The 16,086-nt window shown below is 35.5% G+C and carries 21 protein-coding genes and 1 riboswitch; of the genes, 4 read left to right on the top strand and 17 right to left on the bottom strand.

Annotated features, from left to right (window positions below):
- Position 1 precedes the first annotated feature (1 nt).
- The 5 genes from IGJ19_RS10155 to IGJ19_RS10175 all read right to left on the bottom strand — a co-directional run bounded on the left by IGJ19_RS10155 (position 2) and on the right by IGJ19_RS10175 (position 3,485).
- Positions 2-748, bottom strand: coding sequence for an alpha/beta hydrolase (locus tag IGJ19_RS10155; RefSeq protein WP_430603886.1), 747 nt, complete (start codon positions 746-748; stop codon positions 2-4).
- 228 nt (positions 749-976) lie between these two features.
- The gene (tnpA, locus tag IGJ19_RS10160; protein WP_100917284.1) at positions 977-1,432 is read right to left on the bottom strand and encodes an IS200/IS605 family transposase; all 456 of its coding nucleotides are present in this window, start codon (positions 1,430-1,432) and stop codon (positions 977-979) included.
- Positions 1,433-1,716: 284 nt separating this feature from the next.
- Positions 1,717-1,953 (bottom strand): preprotein translocase subunit SecG, encoded by a 237-nt coding sequence (gene secG / locus IGJ19_RS10165; RefSeq protein ID WP_010734881.1) that lies wholly within the window; start codon positions 1,951-1,953, stop codon positions 1,717-1,719.
- A 200-nt stretch (positions 1,954-2,153) separates the two neighbouring features.
- Positions 2,154-2,429 carry a GNAT family N-acetyltransferase gene (locus tag IGJ19_RS10170; protein WP_019724263.1) on the bottom strand — a complete coding sequence of 92 codons (276 nt, stop codon included), beginning with the start codon at positions 2,427-2,429 and terminating at the stop codon, positions 2,154-2,156.
- A 90-nt stretch (positions 2,430-2,519) separates the two neighbouring features.
- Positions 2,520-3,485: an alpha/beta hydrolase gene (locus tag IGJ19_RS10175; protein ID WP_430604566.1), complete on the bottom strand. Its 966-nt coding sequence runs from the start codon at positions 3,483-3,485 to the stop codon at positions 2,520-2,522.
- A gap of 291 nt (positions 3,486-3,776) precedes the next feature.
- Positions 3,777-3,821: riboswitch (PreQ1 riboswitch) on the top strand.
- Positions 3,822-3,844: 23 nt separating this feature from the next.
- On the opposite strand from IGJ19_RS10175, the gene IGJ19_RS10180 reads away from it, so the two are divergent.
- A complete protein-coding gene (locus IGJ19_RS10180) occupies positions 3,845-4,819 on the top strand; it encodes a nucleoside hydrolase (protein WP_430603888.1) in 975 nt (324 codons plus the stop codon).
- 6 nt (positions 4,820-4,825) lie between these two features.
- The gene (locus tag IGJ19_RS10185; protein ID WP_074799566.1) at positions 4,826-5,404 is read left to right on the top strand and encodes an ECF transporter S component; all 579 of its coding nucleotides are present in this window, start codon (positions 4,826-4,828) and stop codon (positions 5,402-5,404) included.
- Positions 5,405-5,568: 164 nt separating this feature from the next.
- On the opposite strand, the gene IGJ19_RS10190 is transcribed toward IGJ19_RS10185, so the two are convergent.
- The 10 genes from IGJ19_RS10190 to IGJ19_RS10235 form a co-directional block, all read right to left on the bottom strand.
- Positions 5,569-6,189 carry a sugar O-acetyltransferase gene (locus IGJ19_RS10190; RefSeq protein ID WP_010734876.1) on the bottom strand — a complete coding sequence of 207 codons (621 nt, stop codon included), beginning with the start codon at positions 6,187-6,189 and terminating at the stop codon, positions 5,569-5,571.
- A gap of 100 nt (positions 6,190-6,289) precedes the next feature.
- Complete coding sequence (locus IGJ19_RS10195; RefSeq protein ID WP_430603890.1) at positions 6,290-6,616, bottom strand: hypothetical protein; 327 nt, start codon at positions 6,614-6,616, stop codon at positions 6,290-6,292.
- 3 nt (positions 6,617-6,619) lie between these two features.
- Positions 6,620-6,913 carry a hypothetical protein gene (locus IGJ19_RS10200; protein ID WP_430603892.1) on the bottom strand — a complete coding sequence of 98 codons (294 nt, stop codon included), beginning with the start codon at positions 6,911-6,913 and terminating at the stop codon, positions 6,620-6,622.
- A 13-nt stretch (positions 6,914-6,926) separates the two neighbouring features.
- Complete coding sequence (locus tag IGJ19_RS10205; protein ID WP_430603894.1) at positions 6,927-8,501, bottom strand: cutinase family protein; 1,575 nt, start codon at positions 8,499-8,501, stop codon at positions 6,927-6,929.
- Positions 8,494-8,892, bottom strand: coding sequence for a hypothetical protein (locus IGJ19_RS10210; protein ID WP_430603895.1), 399 nt, complete (start codon positions 8,890-8,892; stop codon positions 8,494-8,496). The genes IGJ19_RS10205 and IGJ19_RS10210 overlap by 8 nt, the downstream gene beginning before the upstream one ends.
- 401 nt (positions 8,893-9,293) lie before the next feature.
- Positions 9,294-9,686 carry a hypothetical protein gene (locus IGJ19_RS10215; RefSeq protein ID WP_071866735.1) on the bottom strand — a complete coding sequence of 131 codons (393 nt, stop codon included), beginning with the start codon at positions 9,684-9,686 and terminating at the stop codon, positions 9,294-9,296.
- A 139-nt stretch (positions 9,687-9,825) separates the two neighbouring features.
- On the bottom strand, positions 9,826-10,200 hold the full coding sequence (locus IGJ19_RS10220) for a hypothetical protein (protein ID WP_019723974.1): 375 nt from the start codon (positions 10,198-10,200) through the stop codon (positions 9,826-9,828).
- Positions 10,201-10,450: 250 nt separating this feature from the next.
- Entirely contained in the window at positions 10,451-10,855 is a 405-nt protein-coding gene (locus IGJ19_RS10225) for a hypothetical protein (RefSeq protein WP_071866734.1), read from the bottom strand.
- A gap of 138 nt (positions 10,856-10,993) precedes the next feature.
- Positions 10,994-11,377, bottom strand: coding sequence for a hypothetical protein (locus IGJ19_RS10230; protein WP_071866733.1), 384 nt, complete (start codon positions 11,375-11,377; stop codon positions 10,994-10,996).
- Positions 11,374-11,739 (bottom strand): hypothetical protein, encoded by a 366-nt coding sequence (locus IGJ19_RS10235; protein WP_373865793.1) that lies wholly within the window; start codon positions 11,737-11,739, stop codon positions 11,374-11,376. Before IGJ19_RS10235 ends, IGJ19_RS10230 begins: the two co-directional genes overlap by 4 nt.
- Before the next feature lie 322 nt (positions 11,740-12,061).
- On the opposite strand from IGJ19_RS10235, the gene IGJ19_RS10240 reads away from it, so the two are divergent.
- Positions 12,062-12,238 (top strand): hypothetical protein, encoded by a 177-nt coding sequence (locus IGJ19_RS10240; protein WP_169823217.1) that lies wholly within the window; start codon positions 12,062-12,064, stop codon positions 12,236-12,238.
- 209 nt (positions 12,239-12,447) lie between these two features.
- On the top strand, positions 12,448-12,855 hold the full coding sequence (locus IGJ19_RS10245; protein ID WP_071866731.1) for a hypothetical protein: 408 nt from the start codon (positions 12,448-12,450) through the stop codon (positions 12,853-12,855).
- A 46-nt stretch (positions 12,856-12,901) separates the two neighbouring features.
- Here the strand turns inward: IGJ19_RS10245 and IGJ19_RS10250 are convergent, their stop codons facing one another.
- The gene (locus IGJ19_RS10250; RefSeq protein ID WP_430603898.1) at positions 12,902-13,969 is read right to left on the bottom strand and encodes a WxL protein peptidoglycan domain-containing protein; all 1,068 of its coding nucleotides are present in this window, start codon (positions 13,967-13,969) and stop codon (positions 12,902-12,904) included.
- Between the two features lie 206 nt (positions 13,970-14,175).
- The gene (locus tag IGJ19_RS10255; protein WP_086334980.1) at positions 14,176-15,639 is read right to left on the bottom strand and encodes a helix-turn-helix domain-containing protein; all 1,464 of its coding nucleotides are present in this window, start codon (positions 15,637-15,639) and stop codon (positions 14,176-14,178) included.
- Positions 15,640-16,086: the final 447 nt, after the last annotated feature.

Raw genomic sequence — 16,086 nt, forward strand, 5'->3', positions numbered from 1 at the left:
ATTATTCCTCATTCCAAGGTAAGTTCTCTAGAAAATCCAATACATCCTTTTCAAACACTTTTCTTGCTATTCCTACTGTGATCACATGCTTACTTTCTGGATACCAGTGTAAGGAAATGTCAGTATGCGCAAGTTTTTTTGCTGTCTCGTAGACACCATAAGGATCAATCATTTCATCTTGACCCGCTTGAGCCATGAATACTGGTTTTTGGATATCTGATAACTTACTTTCTGTTATTGCTGCTTGTTCTTGAATATCTGTTAATTGTTGCTGTACTCGTGGCCGAAAGCTTTCGACTTGTTGTTCGATCCTCGACTCCGATTCACCGGCAATTTTCAAGACCTGGCGTACATAATTCTCAAAATTCTCCGGCACATGATTTTCTACTGGAGAAATTGGCGAACAAAAAAATCCGCCTCCTATCATCGGAAATTCTGATAATGCTCGGACTGCAAAAATCCCGCCCATCGATAATCCTAATACGGCGATGTCAGAAAATCCCTCATCGTAGAGAAACTGGATCGCTTGTTTCGTATCTTGCCACCACGTCTCAGCGTCCTGTTCTAAGATCTCATTTGGAGCAAGCGTGCCATGTCCTGTAAACATTGGGGCATAGACCGAATAGTTTGATTTCTCTAAAAAACGGGCTAACATCCGTACATCATTTGGACTACCTGAATACGCATGCAGTAAGAGGATTGCACGCTTTCCATGTTTTTCATAAATAGGTTGTGGTAGACTTTTCATTTTATTCACCTCATTAGCCTTATTTTACCATAGTTAGCAAATACCTTCTTATATAACGGTTCTTTTTCTATTCAAATCATAACCACCCTTCAAAAGGGTGGTTTGCTCTAGGGCTATAAGCCCTTAACACCGGCCAGCGCCTAAAGACGCTGGCTTTCTCATTTCATGTTCAAGCCATATTGCCTTTGTCACTTTTGCCTACCTTTAAAAAGGTGTTTGTTCTACTCTTTAACCCTTAAAAGGGTCTTCATATTCTCGAACGCTCAATTTATCTAGCGCTATATCATGTTTCTCCTGTTCTTGAATGTATTTCCTTATGGTCGCTTCATTCAATCCCACAGTGCTTACATAATATCCTTCTGCCCAAAAATGTCGATTGCCAAATTTATATTTTAAATTTGCATGCTTATCAAAAATCATCAATGCACTCTTTCCTTTAAGATAACCCATAAAACTTGACACACTTATTTTTGGCGGGATACTCAATAACAGATGGACGTGATCTGGCATCATATGTCCCTCCAAGATTTCTACTCCCTTGTACTTGCATAGTCGTTTGATAATTTCTTGAATACTTGCTCGATATTGATTATAGATGATTTTTCTTCTATACTTTGGTGTGAATACAATGTGGTATTTGCACAACCACTTTGTATGGGCTAAACTATTTGCTTTATTAGCCATTTCTTTTCCCTTCCTTTCGTTATCAATATGACCTGAACAATCATATTTTAACGATAGGAAGGGCTTTTTGGTAGAACCTTTTATTCCCCACCCGCATAGCAGGTGGTTTTCTGTTTCACTCGCTTTGCGAGCTCAACTTGGTCTAAAGACAACAAAACAAAAAAGGTCTGGGAGCATTTCGTTTCCCAGACCTTCTATTTTTTTGAACAATCGATGAACCATCCGTGTATCCTCAAAATCTAAATGAAGCAAATGATCACTTCTGATCATTGGTTTCGAACGATTTATTTAGAAGATAAAAATGCAAGTACGAATAACAGAATCATCCATACAGCGCCCATAACAGCTGTCGAGCGTTGCATTACTGCTTCAAATCCACGTGCTTTTTGCTTTCCGAATAATTGATCTGCGCCACCTGTAAATGCACTTGCTGCACTATTTTGTTTGCTTGGTTGCATCATGATCGCAATGACCATCATAATCGAGATGACAATGACGATCCCTAAAATAATATTATACATCAAACAGCCTCCTTTCTCAAAATATCGTCCTTCTAACTTTATCACATAACACGTCTTGTGACAACAGTGTTTCATAAGATGGCCGATGTTTTAAAGAACATTTCTTGGCTTTTTCACATCGATTTTTTTGCAGGTTCTGTGACAAACGATACCCCTGTATCCTCGTCTATAATCAATGCTTATTTGATAACCATTGGCGCTTATTTACGCCAAACATCATGATATTCAGCTTTTCTCTCAAACTCCGCTTTTGCGTAGGGACATAACGGAATCACTTTTCTGCCAGTACGTCTGGCTACTTCCACTCCTGTAGCAACCAATTTTTCTGCTAATTTCTGTCCACGAAATGCAGGATCAACAAATGTATGATCAATGATCATAATATCAGGACCAGCATCAGACCACGTCATTTCTCCTATTTCATTTTGTTCATCGTCCAATAACACTAAGCGATTCTTTTCTTCTTTGATTTCCATCATTTCACTCTCCCAACCCTAAAATAACGAACAGTTTCTTTATTCAATTTGATTTTACCAGTCCTATTTTTTTCAAACAATCATTTGTACTTATAGACCCACTCTTTGCTCAATGAATGAAAAAATCACTGTCCAGTAGGTCTCTGGATCTTTACTGACTGCTTCTAAATGTTCTGCTCCAGGCACTAGCAGTAAGGCTTTATCTCCTGCCGTTGCATTTTGGATCGTATAAGCTGCTTCCATCGGAACAAAATGATCATGTTCACCATGGATGATCAGAACGGGTAAATGATTGCTCCCTAACTGTCTCGTTGCTGATGCCTGTTTCAAAGAATAGCCTGCATATTTTTGTGCGTAACGATTCGCATGTCGCATAATGATTTTTTTGGGAAAAACTGTCAATTTGCTTAACATATAACGAAATTCTGAATAAACGGATACAAAGCCACTATCAAGGATCAAGCCTTTGACAGCACTCGGCAACTTCTCGCCACTAGCCATCATGATCGTAGAAGCCCCCATTGAGCCTCCATGTAAGATGATCTTAGCCTCTGGCTCTCGTTGCAAGATCTCATTGATCCAGAGTATCAGATCTAATCGATCCAACCACCCCATCCCAATGATCTCCCCTTCACTTTCCCCATGGGCACGCAAATCAGGGATCAAGACATTAAAGCCTTTTTCTGCATACTTTTTCCCGATATAAGACATGTCCTTTTTTCCTGTGCTGCGATAGTCATGGACACAGACTACCCATTTACCTTTGTTCGAATAAGTAGAGAATATCCTACCCTTCAATTTTAACCCCTCTTGACTTTTGGTCATAATGGGTTCTCCTTGTTGCCAAAAATCTTCTGCTAGATTTTCTAAACGTTGGCGTTGCTCTTCGACTGTCGTCAAAGAGGCAGGGTCCATGAGTTGATGACCTGTCTCTTCATACCAAGCATAACCACGTTGTAATCCAGTTTTGATCAACTTCTTTGCGTACAGATAAGCAATAAAATGATAACTACCGATCATTAATAACATAATTAATAAACTATAAAAAACAATCACTTGCATCCCACACTTTCTACTTGGTGATTGAAACAAAAATTCAAGTATGCTAAATGGTGCTCTATCTTTCTCCTACGTATTTCAACGTTCATTTCTATTGTACCACGTTCTATCAAAGAGACAGACAGTGAACCATTGATCTGCTGTAATTTTAAAGACCTTATTCCTTACAAACGATCTTTTTTTCCTACTTCTAACACTCATAAGAGATAATGAATTGTTTGCATAACATTTACATTCTTCATAAAAATAAGTATACTAATGCCGTGCATTGGAATCAAGGGTTGACCCCTTGGACTGGTTCGGAAACTTCCCAGGATAAAAAACTAAGTGTCTCTAAAGAAAGGAGATTGGAAATAATGCGAAAAGTTATTATTGATTGCGATCCCGGTATCGATGATACATTAGCGCTATTGTTTGCATTAAAATCACCAGAAATCGAAGTTGTCGCAATTACCACCGTTTGTGGAAACGTCCCCGTACATTTGGGAACTGAAAATGTGATCCGTTGTTTGGAACGTTGTGACCGTTTAGACATCCCTGTCTATCAAGGTTCTGCAACACCACTCAACACGCCATTTATCAGCGCTCAAGATACTCATGGCATGGACGGTCTAGGGGAAACGAACTTCCCATTAGTAACAGACAAACAAGCCGAAACGATCCACGCTGTTGATTTTTTAGCGAGTTATTTTGCTGAACAAAAAGATACTTCACTGATCGCGTTAGGGCCACTAACAAATATCGCTTCTGCTTTACAAAAGAATCCACAAATAGGCAAACACATGGATCGATTTGTTTCGATGGGTGGCACGTATAAAAGCCACGGCAATTGTTCACCTGTAGCAGAATACAATTACTGGTGTGACCCTGATGCCGCAGCTTATGTATTTGAACATCTTGGTCAAATGATTGAGATGGTTGGTTTAGACGTGACACGAGAAATCGTCTTTACACCAACGATCCTAGAATATTGTTGCCAACTCGCGCCCGAAGAAGGCAATTATTTAAAAGCAATCACACGCTTTTACTTTGACTTTCATTGGCAACAAGAACACGTCCTAGGTTGTGTCATCAATGACCCTTTGGCAGTTGCGTATTTCATCGATGAACAACTATGCCAAGGATTCACTAGCTATACTGCTGTTGAAACACAAGGCATCAGCCGCGGACAAACCTTGGTTGATCGTTATGATTTTTGGCAGAAAAAACCAAACAGTCTAATCATGACAGATGTCGACACCTCTCTTTTTTTCCGGAAGTTTTTAGCCGTTCTTTTACATGCACAAGAAGAATTGATAAAAAATGATCTGGAAAGATTAAAGATAGGATGAAAAAAGATGACACAAAAGAAAATCACGACAAGAATGATCACAATCATGGCACTAAGTATCGGAATCAACTTTCTCGGTGGAACGATTGCTTTATGGCTCCGTTTACCGATTTATCTTGATTCGATCGGTACGATTTTTGCAGGAGCTTTACTCGGACCAATTCCTGGGGTTTTGACAGGATTAAGTAGTAGCTTACTTAGTGGCGTGACGATGGATATGTTCTCTTTGTATTATTCCCCGATACAAATCATCACTGGGTTATTAGCGGGGTTGATTTTACCACAGAAATTACAGGCCCAAGGTTTGAAGAGTAGACTTTCATTATTGGCATGGACGTTTGTCCTTTCAGCTCCTGGAACCATACTGTCATCGATCATCACGATCCAATTATTTGGCGGTATCACTTCATCAGGTTCAAGTGCCATTGTCCAACTTCTTTACGGATTAGGACTAAACCAAGCAGCGAGTGTCACGATTGTTCAAGCAGCGACAGATTACTTAGATCGACTGCTATCGGTCCTTGTCGTTTCGCTCGTTGTGTTGAAATTACCAAACCAAGTAGTGGCAAAGACAAGAAATCGTTGATGAATATTTGTACTATAGCTAATCACTAAATGCAAAAACCCGAACGTCGAATCAGTTTCTCTCATCTCTATGAGAAGGAACTGATCCATCGTTCGGGTATTGTTTTTTATCCAAAAGTTTTTGTCTCTTGTTTGACTGAAAGAAACTTTCCTAAAGCCAGCATGCTATCGTTCCATCAACAAGGCACTATCCTGGACTTTAATATTTTTTTCTCGATCTTTATACGTAATCGGTCGGATCACTTTACACGGATTCCCTGCCGCGATCACATTTTCTGGTATATCTTTTGTTACGACACTTCCTGCCCCAATGATGCTATTTGCACCAATCGTCACCCCTTGAAGAACATGGACTCCCGCTCCTAACCAAACTTTATCGCCAATATGGATCGGCTTCGCATAAACGACATGATCAGCACGTTCAAATGGATCTTCTGCATGATTGGCTGCATACAAACCAACCCTCGGCCCTACATAAACATCATTTCCGATCGTCACCTCATGACAATCAAGAATGATCATATCATGGTTCAAATAAACATTATTTCCTATAGAAATGTTGAATCCAAACTCACATTGAAAATTCGACTCGATATAGACATTCTCACCCATTGAAGCGAATAGCGCCCGCAAAATGGGGTATTTATAATGATTTTCTGAATTCACGAGAAAATTGTATCTCCTGCATTGTCTCAACGCATGATTTCGTGCGTGTACTACTTTAGAGTCCATATCATCGTATGGTAATCCTGTATTAGTTATCTGTTTCACATCATCTTCGCTCATCTTTCTCCCCCTATTATCTTATTTGCTTACATGTATTATAACAGAGAGTCTATTTTCTATAAGGAAGAGAGATTTGTGAAAGATCGTGACGGTGTTTTTTCTAGTAATTGGTTTCGTGAATTCGCTCTATCTCTTTTCGATAGGATCTTGTTAATTCTTGCTCTTTTTCTTCTAATTGTCGTGCATAGTTTTGAGCCGTATGGATCAGTTTACGATCTATTGCCTCCATTTGATGAAAGAATTGTCGGTTATCCCAATGATCATTCTTCGTCAAATACATGATTTTTTGTACCAATTGACCTGTTTCTTTCCTAAAGTTTACTAACTGATGATCGATTTCTTCTTGTTGACGGTGTATCTGACGTTTGTTTTGATAGAATTGCTCCTCTAAATCTTGTAGTTTACGTTGTTTCTCTACTGTCCCCATTCTTTACCCCCTTTTCACAGGTGTGACCAATGTTGGTTGTTTCATTTGTTTGACATACTGTTCTGCTGCAACGGCACTTTCCCCTTCTAAAGCGCCTTTCAAAGTAGATGGTAAGACACTATTCGTTTGTTGATACATTCCTTCTGAGATCTCTTTTAGGGATTCGATCGAAGTTAACTTGGCCTGAGCGATACGACTTTCCTTTGCCAGAATCAGCGCTTGTATGGCTACTCGTTCCCGTTCCTTTTGTTCTTGTCCAAGTTTTTCTAGAAATTCTTGTAATTCTCTATCTTCCATGGATAAACTCCTTTCACTTGTTTTTGAACAAATTATTTCCTGCTTGTCTGTCATACTCTGTAAGATGATTTGCTACTACCGCCAGTTTATTACTAAACTCCTCCAGCTTCTCTTTATATTGTTTCACTTGATTCGTATTTAATGCGGCTTGTCCGCTGTCCCATACATTATTTTTTTCATATGGGGAAACCATCTCTTGTACTTCCCAATAAGTCAAATAGTTTTTGATTGCTCCCGCACCAGCCAATAGTTCTTTTGATATTGCCGTAATCTCATCTTCAGATTCTTTTTGTGCATTTTTAAAGATGATCTCGTACTCTTCGCCTATATTTTTCGCTTTTTGGATGATCGATTGAACTAACTCCGATTGTAAAGTGATTTTTTTAGAACCTGAAGCATTAGAAATTCTTTTATGTAATTCGTTGACCGTCTCGTTCCATTCACTAGCAACTTTTGCCTCTGCAATAATCTTGGCATATTCTTTTTCGAAATCTTTATATTCTCCAGATAGCAATAGTTTTATAACTTCGGTAAAAGATAACCCACCTTCTGGTTTTTCTTTTACTACACGAGTCAAATATTTATCGATCAAATGGGAAACCTTGATCCCCGCAGCAAAAATGTAGCCATGTTCCTTCAAATTAGCTTCCTGAAGTGTACCATCGGGATTTATTTGAAACTGTCCAAAGTCATGGCTAGAACCGTTTTGATCTTCCATATCAAACGTCGTGTTAAAAGATTTCGGTAGTAAGTAACGAACATTCCCGATTTCATCTACCCCAGACTTATTTCTATTCAACATGGAAACAATATCAAAAGCATTGACGTAATAGTCGATTTTCCCATGCTCTTCCAACTTCTGGATATTTTTTTGTGCCTGTTCCGACATTCTATTGATACTTTCACGTGCATCAGGGCCTTGAAACAAAACCACTTTGTCGATTTTCGCAATATCTTTTTCAGGAAGATTCGCCACAGCCTGAATCGACACCATCGTTCCCAGAGAATGACCTGTGACAGACATTGTAGCATGAGGTGCTTGTGTGGTCATTTCCGTTATCTTCTGGTGCATGGCTTGATTTGCTAATTTTGCTTGCGGAATATAAGCATTTTTTGTTGTAAATGCCTGGTTATTATGCCACCAGTCATTAAGATTCAAATTACTTGAAGAAATACCATCACTGCCTCTAGTAACAAAATAAGTATGCTTAGTCTCTATCGACAACTTAGGCGTATCCGTCACATAATAAGCATTGAATCCAGCTTTTTCATCCGTCAAGAGTCCTTGCTTATATGTGTTTTTCACATAACTTTGTACTTCATAGCCTCCGTTTACTTTCGGCACTCGGATGTTTCCTAACTCTTTGACTGTTTTTACAGTGTTATCGGGTTGGAGGTAGACAGTGCTTAAATCATTTCCATGAACATCTTTTGCATTTGGGAAATTGAATTTAACAGAATTATTATTGTCTAGTTTCTTTTTTTTACTAAAGCTAAGCTCTTCATAAGGAAAGTTAATCTCACGACCTGTATAAGATCTTTGTGCAAAATTAGCATATATATTATTTGTATTTTCTAAATCAGACATGATGTTCTCCCTCATAATTTATTTTTTGACCATAATGTAAAGTTGACATATCAGGTATATTGTTTTTATTTAATTTTATATCAAGCCTGAAATCCATATTTGGCTTATTATTTACGAATCCAAAAATTTGAATTTTTTTACCTGCACCACTAGGAAGAGCATTTCCGATAACCACTTGATTAACATTGTTCCAATCATAATCAATCGCTGTTACTTTTTTACCTTCAGATTGGTTAATATATTCTGTCATTTTACTTTCATGCTCTTTCAAAAAAGCAATTTGGTTCTCTTTTTCTGTTGGTTGGCTCATTCTATTCACTCCTATCGTTATCAAAAGCACTAATAATACACCTATACTTACTGAAATCAACCATTTTTTCTTCTTTCCCAATTGATTATCCCCTCATTCCTAGCTCTCCTAATTTATGTCTATGTTCTTTCTGACAAACTCTCGAAACTTTACCTAAACAGGTCCTTAAAACAAAACAACTTTATCGATTTTAGCAATATCATTTATTCGTGTACATTTATTGGTATGTACTTTATTCCTCTGTTTACTTTTGGACCACATATTTCCCTAACTCTTTGACTGTTTTTACGGTAGCATCTTACCGTTATTGGGTAGCTTTGCTTCCTCATTAGTTACATCCCTATATTAATCAATCTCTTTAATAGCATAATCAAATTCCATTTAGTTCATACTAGTTAAATATTTTTAAATTGAATTAGGCGAACTATTATAGCTGCTTCCGGCTAAATTGGTATAAATATTGTTGATATTCTCTACATTTCTCATAGAAGCATTCCCTTAATTCTAAAAGAATTAAAAGCAGTCATGCTTTCTATCACTGGCATTCTATTTGTTTTTTCAAGACTGAATTGTAAATAAAAACTGGAGTCAGGAATATGATTGAATTTTCCTTCAATTGTGATTGCTTCTCCTGCCCCAAAAGGAAGTCCATTTCCAATCGTAATAACTTCTACACTTTCCCAGATATATTGAACGCTTGTGATTTTATCATTTTGTGACTTTACATATACGGTCATTTCTTTTTCATGTTCTTTCAAAAAAGCGATTTGTTTTTCTTTTTCCGTCGGTTCCATTATTTTTTTCATCCCTAACATGCCTAAAGGTACTAAGATAATAGTCAAACTTATTACAATAATTTTCTTCTTTTTCCTCACATATTTTTTCTCCTTTATGCTTTTACCTTTGTGAATCAATAGTTACAAGCATACTTATATTTTTGATCTTAATTTCTCTTCTTAATGGTCGATTAAGTGTGCTGACTATACCAAATTAAATGTTCATTTGTATTTCACCTTACTCAAAGCTTTTTATTTTAGTAGGATTTGAAATATTATCGGGATAAATATATATTTCAAATCCATCAACCTTTTTATCTGTTTCATCAAAAAGATAGATAGTAACAGCGATTGACTTACGACTAAACGCCATGCCCTGTACAACTCGAACTGTTTCCCAATCATACTCAATATTTTTAATTTGATATTTTTTTAAAATTACGTAATCATTTCTTTCTTTCACATATTCCGTTATTTTTTTCTCGTGCTCTTTCAAAAAAGCGATTTGTCTTGCTTTTTCTGTTGGCTCATCTATTTTATTCACACCTATTGTTGTAAAAAGGGCTAATAGTATGCCAATACTTACTGGAATCAGCCATTTTTTCTTTACCAATTCATTATCCTCTCATCTCTTGGTCGTCCAAGTTTTTGAAATCTTTTTTGGTATGGATTTTCACGTAAATTTATACTTCATATCTTCCCATTACTTTTGATACTGGTATTGCTCCAAATTCTTTAACTCCTTTCACACATTAGCATCGGGTTAGAGGGAAACTGTGCTTACAGGTTTTTCATAAACAGGTTTTTCATAACCATCTTTTGCATTTACAAAATTAGCATGAATGGTATATGAATTATCTAAGTTAGCCATCATCTAGTTCCTCCATTGCTTCTTCAAAATCATTGGTCGCTATCTCTTCTATCTTAGTAGGTTTTTTTAAGTTATTTGGTAAAACTTGAATTGCTCCGCCATCTATTTCATTTTTATCAATACTATATAATTCAATATCAACTATGTACATTTTTGGGGTAAAAGCTCCGCTATCCTCTATCCTAAATGATTCCCAATCATATTTAATAATGGCTATCTTGATTTGTGAGTTTCTCTCTTTAATGTACTTGGTTAAGTCTTCTTCATGCTCTTTCAAAAAAGCAAGCTGTTTTTCTTTTTCTGTTGGCGCATTCATTTTATTCATACCTATTGTTGTAAAAAGTGTTAATAGTAAACTTACACTCACCAGAATCAACCATTTTTTCTTTCTTCCCAATAGATTATCCCCTCATTTTTTTATAAAGATTCATAAGCAAAACTATTTAGTTTTACTTTGTGCAACCTTCGAAATCAATTTACATAAACATTTAAATTGATTTCGAGATTTGTGATTTATTTACATCATTCAAAGTGTTTATTCTAGAATAACATTCGTAGTCCACATATCATTTATAGTAGAATACTCTTTATTTACATCAATGATCAGAGTATTTCCTTTATAAAAGTAGTTTTCTTCACTACTTTTTTTCTTATCTATAACATCAAATTTGATCGCTAACATTGGACTTGTGAGTGCCATACTTTGACTACATTCTACTGAATCCCAATCATATTTGATTTCGATTTCTGAATGACTTTCTTGTTTTATATACTTAGACATTATTTCTTCCTGTTCTTTTAAAAAAGCGATTTGTTTTTCTTTTTCCGTCGGTTCCATTATTTTTTTCATTCCTAACGTTCCTAAAAGAACTAGAGTAATAGTCAAACTAACTACAATAATTTTCTTCTTTTTCCTCACAAGGATTTCTCCCTTCTGTGGCTGCAACTATAGTAATCATAGTTAGCATTGATCGTATACATTTTTTCTATCTTCTTAGGTCTATTAATATTATCAGGATCTATAGCAAAACCAAATGAATTTATTTCCTTGTCCTTCTTATCAATAATTTGTATTCGAATAATAAAAACCTCACCGGCACCTTGCGGAAGTCCATTCCCTACTATCTCTTGCTCTAGTGAATTCCAATCAAACACAACTTTATCAACTTTTTCATTTTGCTGCTTTACAAATTCCGCCATTTCTTCCTCGTGTTCAATTAAAAAAGCTACTTGTTTCTCTCTTTCTGTTGGTTCGCTCATCTTCTTCACTTCTATCGTCATTAAAAGAACTAATACTACACCTATACTTACTAGAATCAGCCACTTTTTCTTTCCCAATTGATTATCCCTCATTCCTTACTCTTCAAATTCTCGGATACTTTTTGTGTATGTTCTGTCAGCACATCAATACTTTCTAGTATTTGCTACTTGTACTACTATTTACTCATCTGCTTCGTTCATTATTACTATACGTAATTTTTGCCTATTTAAATTAAAATTTACTGGATAAGACGCATATACGTCGTATACGGTTAGTTTTAGTCTTATACGATCATAAAAAAATGCTTACTTCGTCAAATCATTCTACTGGGGGAGGATAATTATGCTAAGAAAAACAAGACTAGTAGTTGGTTCTATTGTTCTATCAATTTTAGGTTTTAGTCCGATGCTATTATCGGTCGTTCAGAAAAACAACGCCAATGGAGATATCAAATTAAACCCAAAGTATTATGATCGGTCAGAAGAGCCTCTGTTTATTTGGGAAAATCAAAAAGAATAAAGCATTGTTTGTTTTGTGGACGATACCAGACATGTCTTGGTATTGTCTTTTTTGATATGGATGTGTCCTTTACTGTTTGATGTATTACATAATAAAGTAAATAGGCTATAATGAAGTTGACCACCTCTTTTTTAACAATAAAAAGCCTGTGTATACATATTAAAACTCACTATATTCATTACTCAAACATCATTCGGAGATGACCTATCATGAAAAACCAACTCGCTTTTAAATTTTTACCCAAGTTATGGACTTCTATTTTATATCTTGTGGTGATTGCTATTGGCTCATTCATGTATTTATCAAAGTATTGGAATGTTACGATTTTCACCTCTATCTATCCTGATTTTTATCTTCATATCTCAAACTTTTCAATTAGTTTGATTTTAGGTTTGATTCCATATTTTTGGTTATTGATGGGTGTAAAATTCAATTATGTAGTCATCTTTTCTTTACTCTTACTCGTAGTAAATGCGCTCTGTGAAACTGTCTTAGGATTCATAAACACACCTGATCTTATTGATATGTGTTTTGGCTTTGTTGGTACTGGAATTTCTTTCCTGACATTGTTAATCATTCATACATTCGGACTTTTACCTAATAAAGAAACCACATAATTTTTCAAAAATCATCTGGCTGAAATGAAAAACGAGAATCGAAGCCTTAGCTGTCGATTCTCGTTTTCTTATATTTAATATAAAGTATTACACTTGTGATGATCAACAGAGCAGAAAAAACAAGCAACAAACCGATCACCCAGATATTACTGCCTTGATTGACGATAATCTTGTTTGAACCACCTGTTTCCTCTATCAACCCTGCCAGCTCTTCTTTTGTATAATTAAATTTAGTTACTTTTTCTTTGCCATCAACAGTTAGGATAAACTGATATTCCCCAAACATCAATTCTGCATCACTAACTAACGGTAGATTTAGCTTTGTTTTAGTCATTGGAGTCAATGCAATTGAGCTTTCTTCAATTTCTCCTTCAGAAATGATATCCCCGTTTGGATTGATTACTTTGTATGAGCCGCTTTCCGCAAAAGTTACTGTAGGATTATTATTGGCTATATAGTAATCAAGCCTTATCGCATCCTGTGAGCTCACAAACTCAAACTCATCATAAGTTTGTTCTTTTTCAGCCTCTAGTTCATCCATCTTGAGATGAAATAGAATTACTTTCTCATAGACATGAACGATATCTACAGCATCTTCATGACTTTCTTCACTTAATGTTTGAGAGAAATTCACCCCACCTAAAACTTCTCCATCAAGTTCCTCAGTCACATTGATCAAAATTGCTATCGTTTCACTTTGTTTCGCTTCAACTTTGATTTTCCCGTCTTCTAGTTCGCCATCAGCATTAGTTATCTTCACGTATTTACTAAAGTCATACTTTTCATCTAAAAGATTTTCTGTATTTTCAACATAAGTGACACTTCCCATCGTTGATATAGCAACCGATGGATAGACAGTAACATCTAAGTCCTTGTCACCTATATTTGTAATCGTAGCAGTGAACTCATAGTTCTGATTAAGTTCTGGAGTAAACTGCAGATAGCTATCTCTGATCTCATATTCTTTGGGTTGCACATCCACTAGGATCGATGCAGTATCTTCCTCGGATGCCTCTACTGGTTGTATGTAAAAAAAACATCCCATCAATAAAACGAAAATAAGCGAACAGAAGTCAACTAACTTGTATTTTTTGGCTTGGCTATTTTTTGTCATTATTTCTCCTATTCATTTACCTATCAAGTACCTTGAATCTCTATATTTTGTTCTTGATCATTCTTATTCCTCTTTTTTACAACAGTATTTATCCTATCATCATACTTTGTATTTTGATTCATCAGAATGTTTCACTTTTCCCTGATCAAATTGAAAAGAATAAGTTTCCTTCGAGAATTTTTTATTATTTATATTTATTAAATTCATTACTCTAACTTTAAGATAATTCTTGCTTGGACAATTGCGTTTAAATTGTCCCAATGATCCTTATTGTGAATGTCTCTAAAAAAAGCAAAATCTTGGGACTCTTCGTGGTACACAATCCCATCAGACACCAAAATATCTGCATCAGTTAAGTCAGAAGTGAAATGAATGATTTTTTTATTAAATATCGTTAGTAATTTACTTTCGATAACTGGTACATATTCCGGATGATGCAACATCGAAATAGCAATTGTCACTCTTTCATTGTTTTGGATAGGCAAATAATACGAAAGGATATGTGCTAACTTGTTCGCAAATATTTGACTATCACCAACTTGAAAATTCCTGTTTTTGACTATTTCCAATAGTAGCTGCTTCACTTCATGGATTCTACTATTTGGACTATTTTGATTAGCCACTCCCTTTAAATTCTCGAAGTAAATATTTTTGTATGCCCAACTATTGATGACACTTTCATATAAAATCACATGTTCCACATCAGAATTTATCTTATATTTTTCTGATAATATTTCGACGACATTCATAGAAAAATCAACAATTTCATTATTTCTATGCTCTTTGAATTTTTTGCCTAAGACTATCTTGTCTTGTCTGCTTGTCGTTTCAGGGATGAGAAGTTGTCTACAAAAATAAAAGAATGCAACTTCTTTTTCTCTATCTTCTATGTTTCGCGTTGGTATCAACTTTGTTAGCGAGTCCTCTTCATACAGTTCTTTCATATCAGCGAATAGTTCTGTCGCTGTTTTGTCCAAATCTTGTATGATATACCCACGTGACACAGCATTTTCAAGTATCGAGAATAGAATGTCATGCTTTGCTTTCGTCGTTTTCAACCTCTCATACTGTCCACCTACTAGTTCAATATTCACTCTTGTTTGGCTATCAGCGAAAACATTATAGGCCATGATTTGTACTAAGTACTGATACGTTCTGATAGACATCTCATTACCTTCCAAAGAAATTGATTCAAAATTACTATTAATAGTTATTGGTATTTTTTGATAATGAAAGATATCTTTCAGTCGGCTGATCAATTTGTAGCTATAAGACTTACTAAACATCAACTTTTCGGAAATATCGACAACCCGAGTTTTTCGGTGTTTCAAGAGATAGATCAATAATTGGAAATAAGGTGATTCATTAAAAAACTTTTTTTTCAAATTAACAAATACTTGAAGCAACAGTTCCTGATTAAAGCCTTCGACTAAACCAATCGTCCCCTTTTCTAGTAAAAAGAAAGATGAAAATGTGAAATTCAATTGTTCGAAGTTTTCTTCGAGTTCAACCAGTAATATTTTCGTTTGATACATCGTTAGGTTCAATCGCTCACTTAATTTATTTAATGACAAATATTTTTCTGTCACTAGAACCGTAAACAGTTGCAACATCTCGTTTTGTTTTTTTGTTAAGTAACGGCTACTGAACGTATCCATTATATATTCCATTTCTTCTACCAACCTTCATTTTAGAGGATTCTATACTAAGAAGAATTCATTTAGTCAGAATGTTTTATTTTTTATTTTCAGTGAACTCTATCGATGTCTCCTAGTTCACTCGCATGGCTGTTGTATTAGTCTTGCCTGTACATTTTGACTTAATTACTAAGGTAGTGAAGCTTTGATCATGTATATTTGTCTTTCTACTAAATTATTATCTAAACACTTTCACTTATTTCTAATAAATTCCATTGAATAAAATTTTGTCTATTTGCGTTACTAGACTTATTAACCTGATGGACCAACTAGCTATAGCAGAAGCTTACAACTACACGAAAGAATAAAAGAAGGAACACTGACCAGGCAATCAACAAGAGTAGTTTTCATTGATTGGATCAGCATTTCTTCTTTGAATATTCTATAGGACAGATGGATAGATCTACGTATTCTATATTA

The sequence above is a fragment of the Enterococcus sp. DIV1368b genome, from assembly GCF_050529595.1.
Lineage (GTDB): Bacteria > Bacillota > Bacilli > Lactobacillales > Enterococcaceae > Enterococcus_B > Enterococcus_B mundtii.

Excerpts from the sequence above, each read along its gene's own strand:
- IGJ19_RS10155 (WP_430603886.1), bottom strand. The coding sequence starts at position 748 with ATGAAAAGTCTACCACAACCTATTTATGAAAAACATGGAAAGCGTGCA.
- tnpA (WP_100917284.1), bottom strand. The coding sequence starts at position 1,432 with ATGGCTAATAAAGCAAATAGTTTAGCCCATACAAAGTGGTTGTGCAAA.
- secG (WP_010734881.1), bottom strand. The coding sequence starts at position 1,953 with ATGTATAATATTATTTTAGGGATCGTCATTGTCATCTCGATTATGATG.
- IGJ19_RS10170 (WP_019724263.1), bottom strand. The coding sequence starts at position 2,429 with ATGGAAATCAAAGAAGAAAAGAATCGCTTAGTGTTATTGGACGATGAA.
- IGJ19_RS10180 (WP_430603888.1), top strand. The coding sequence starts at position 3,845 with ATGCGAAAAGTTATTATTGATTGCGATCCCGGTATCGATGATACATTA.
- IGJ19_RS10185 (WP_074799566.1), top strand. The coding sequence starts at position 4,826 with ATGACACAAAAGAAAATCACGACAAGAATGATCACAATCATGGCACTA.
- IGJ19_RS10190 (WP_010734876.1), bottom strand. The coding sequence starts at position 6,189 with ATGAGCGAAGATGATGTGAAACAGATAACTAATACAGGATTACCATAC.
- IGJ19_RS10195 (WP_430603890.1), bottom strand. The coding sequence starts at position 6,616 with ATGGGGACAGTAGAGAAACAACGTAAACTACAAGATTTAGAGGAGCAA.
- IGJ19_RS10200 (WP_430603892.1), bottom strand. The coding sequence starts at position 6,913 with ATGGAAGATAGAGAATTACAAGAATTTCTAGAAAAACTTGGACAAGAA.
- IGJ19_RS10205 (WP_430603894.1), bottom strand. The coding sequence starts at position 8,501 with ATGTCTGATTTAGAAAATACAAATAATATATATGCTAATTTTGCACAA.
- IGJ19_RS10235 (WP_373865793.1), bottom strand. The coding sequence starts at position 11,739 with ATGACGATAGAAGTGAAGAAGATGAGCGAACCAACAGAAAGAGAGAAA.
- IGJ19_RS10240 (WP_169823217.1), top strand. The coding sequence starts at position 12,062 with ATGCTAAGAAAAACAAGACTAGTAGTTGGTTCTATTGTTCTATCAATT.
- IGJ19_RS10245 (WP_071866731.1), top strand. The coding sequence starts at position 12,448 with ATGAAAAACCAACTCGCTTTTAAATTTTTACCCAAGTTATGGACTTCT.
- IGJ19_RS10250 (WP_430603898.1), bottom strand. The coding sequence starts at position 13,969 with ATGACAAAAAATAGCCAAGCCAAAAAATACAAGTTAGTTGACTTCTGT.
- IGJ19_RS10255 (WP_086334980.1), bottom strand. The coding sequence starts at position 15,639 with ATGGAATATATAATGGATACGTTCAGTAGCCGTTACTTAACAAAAAAA.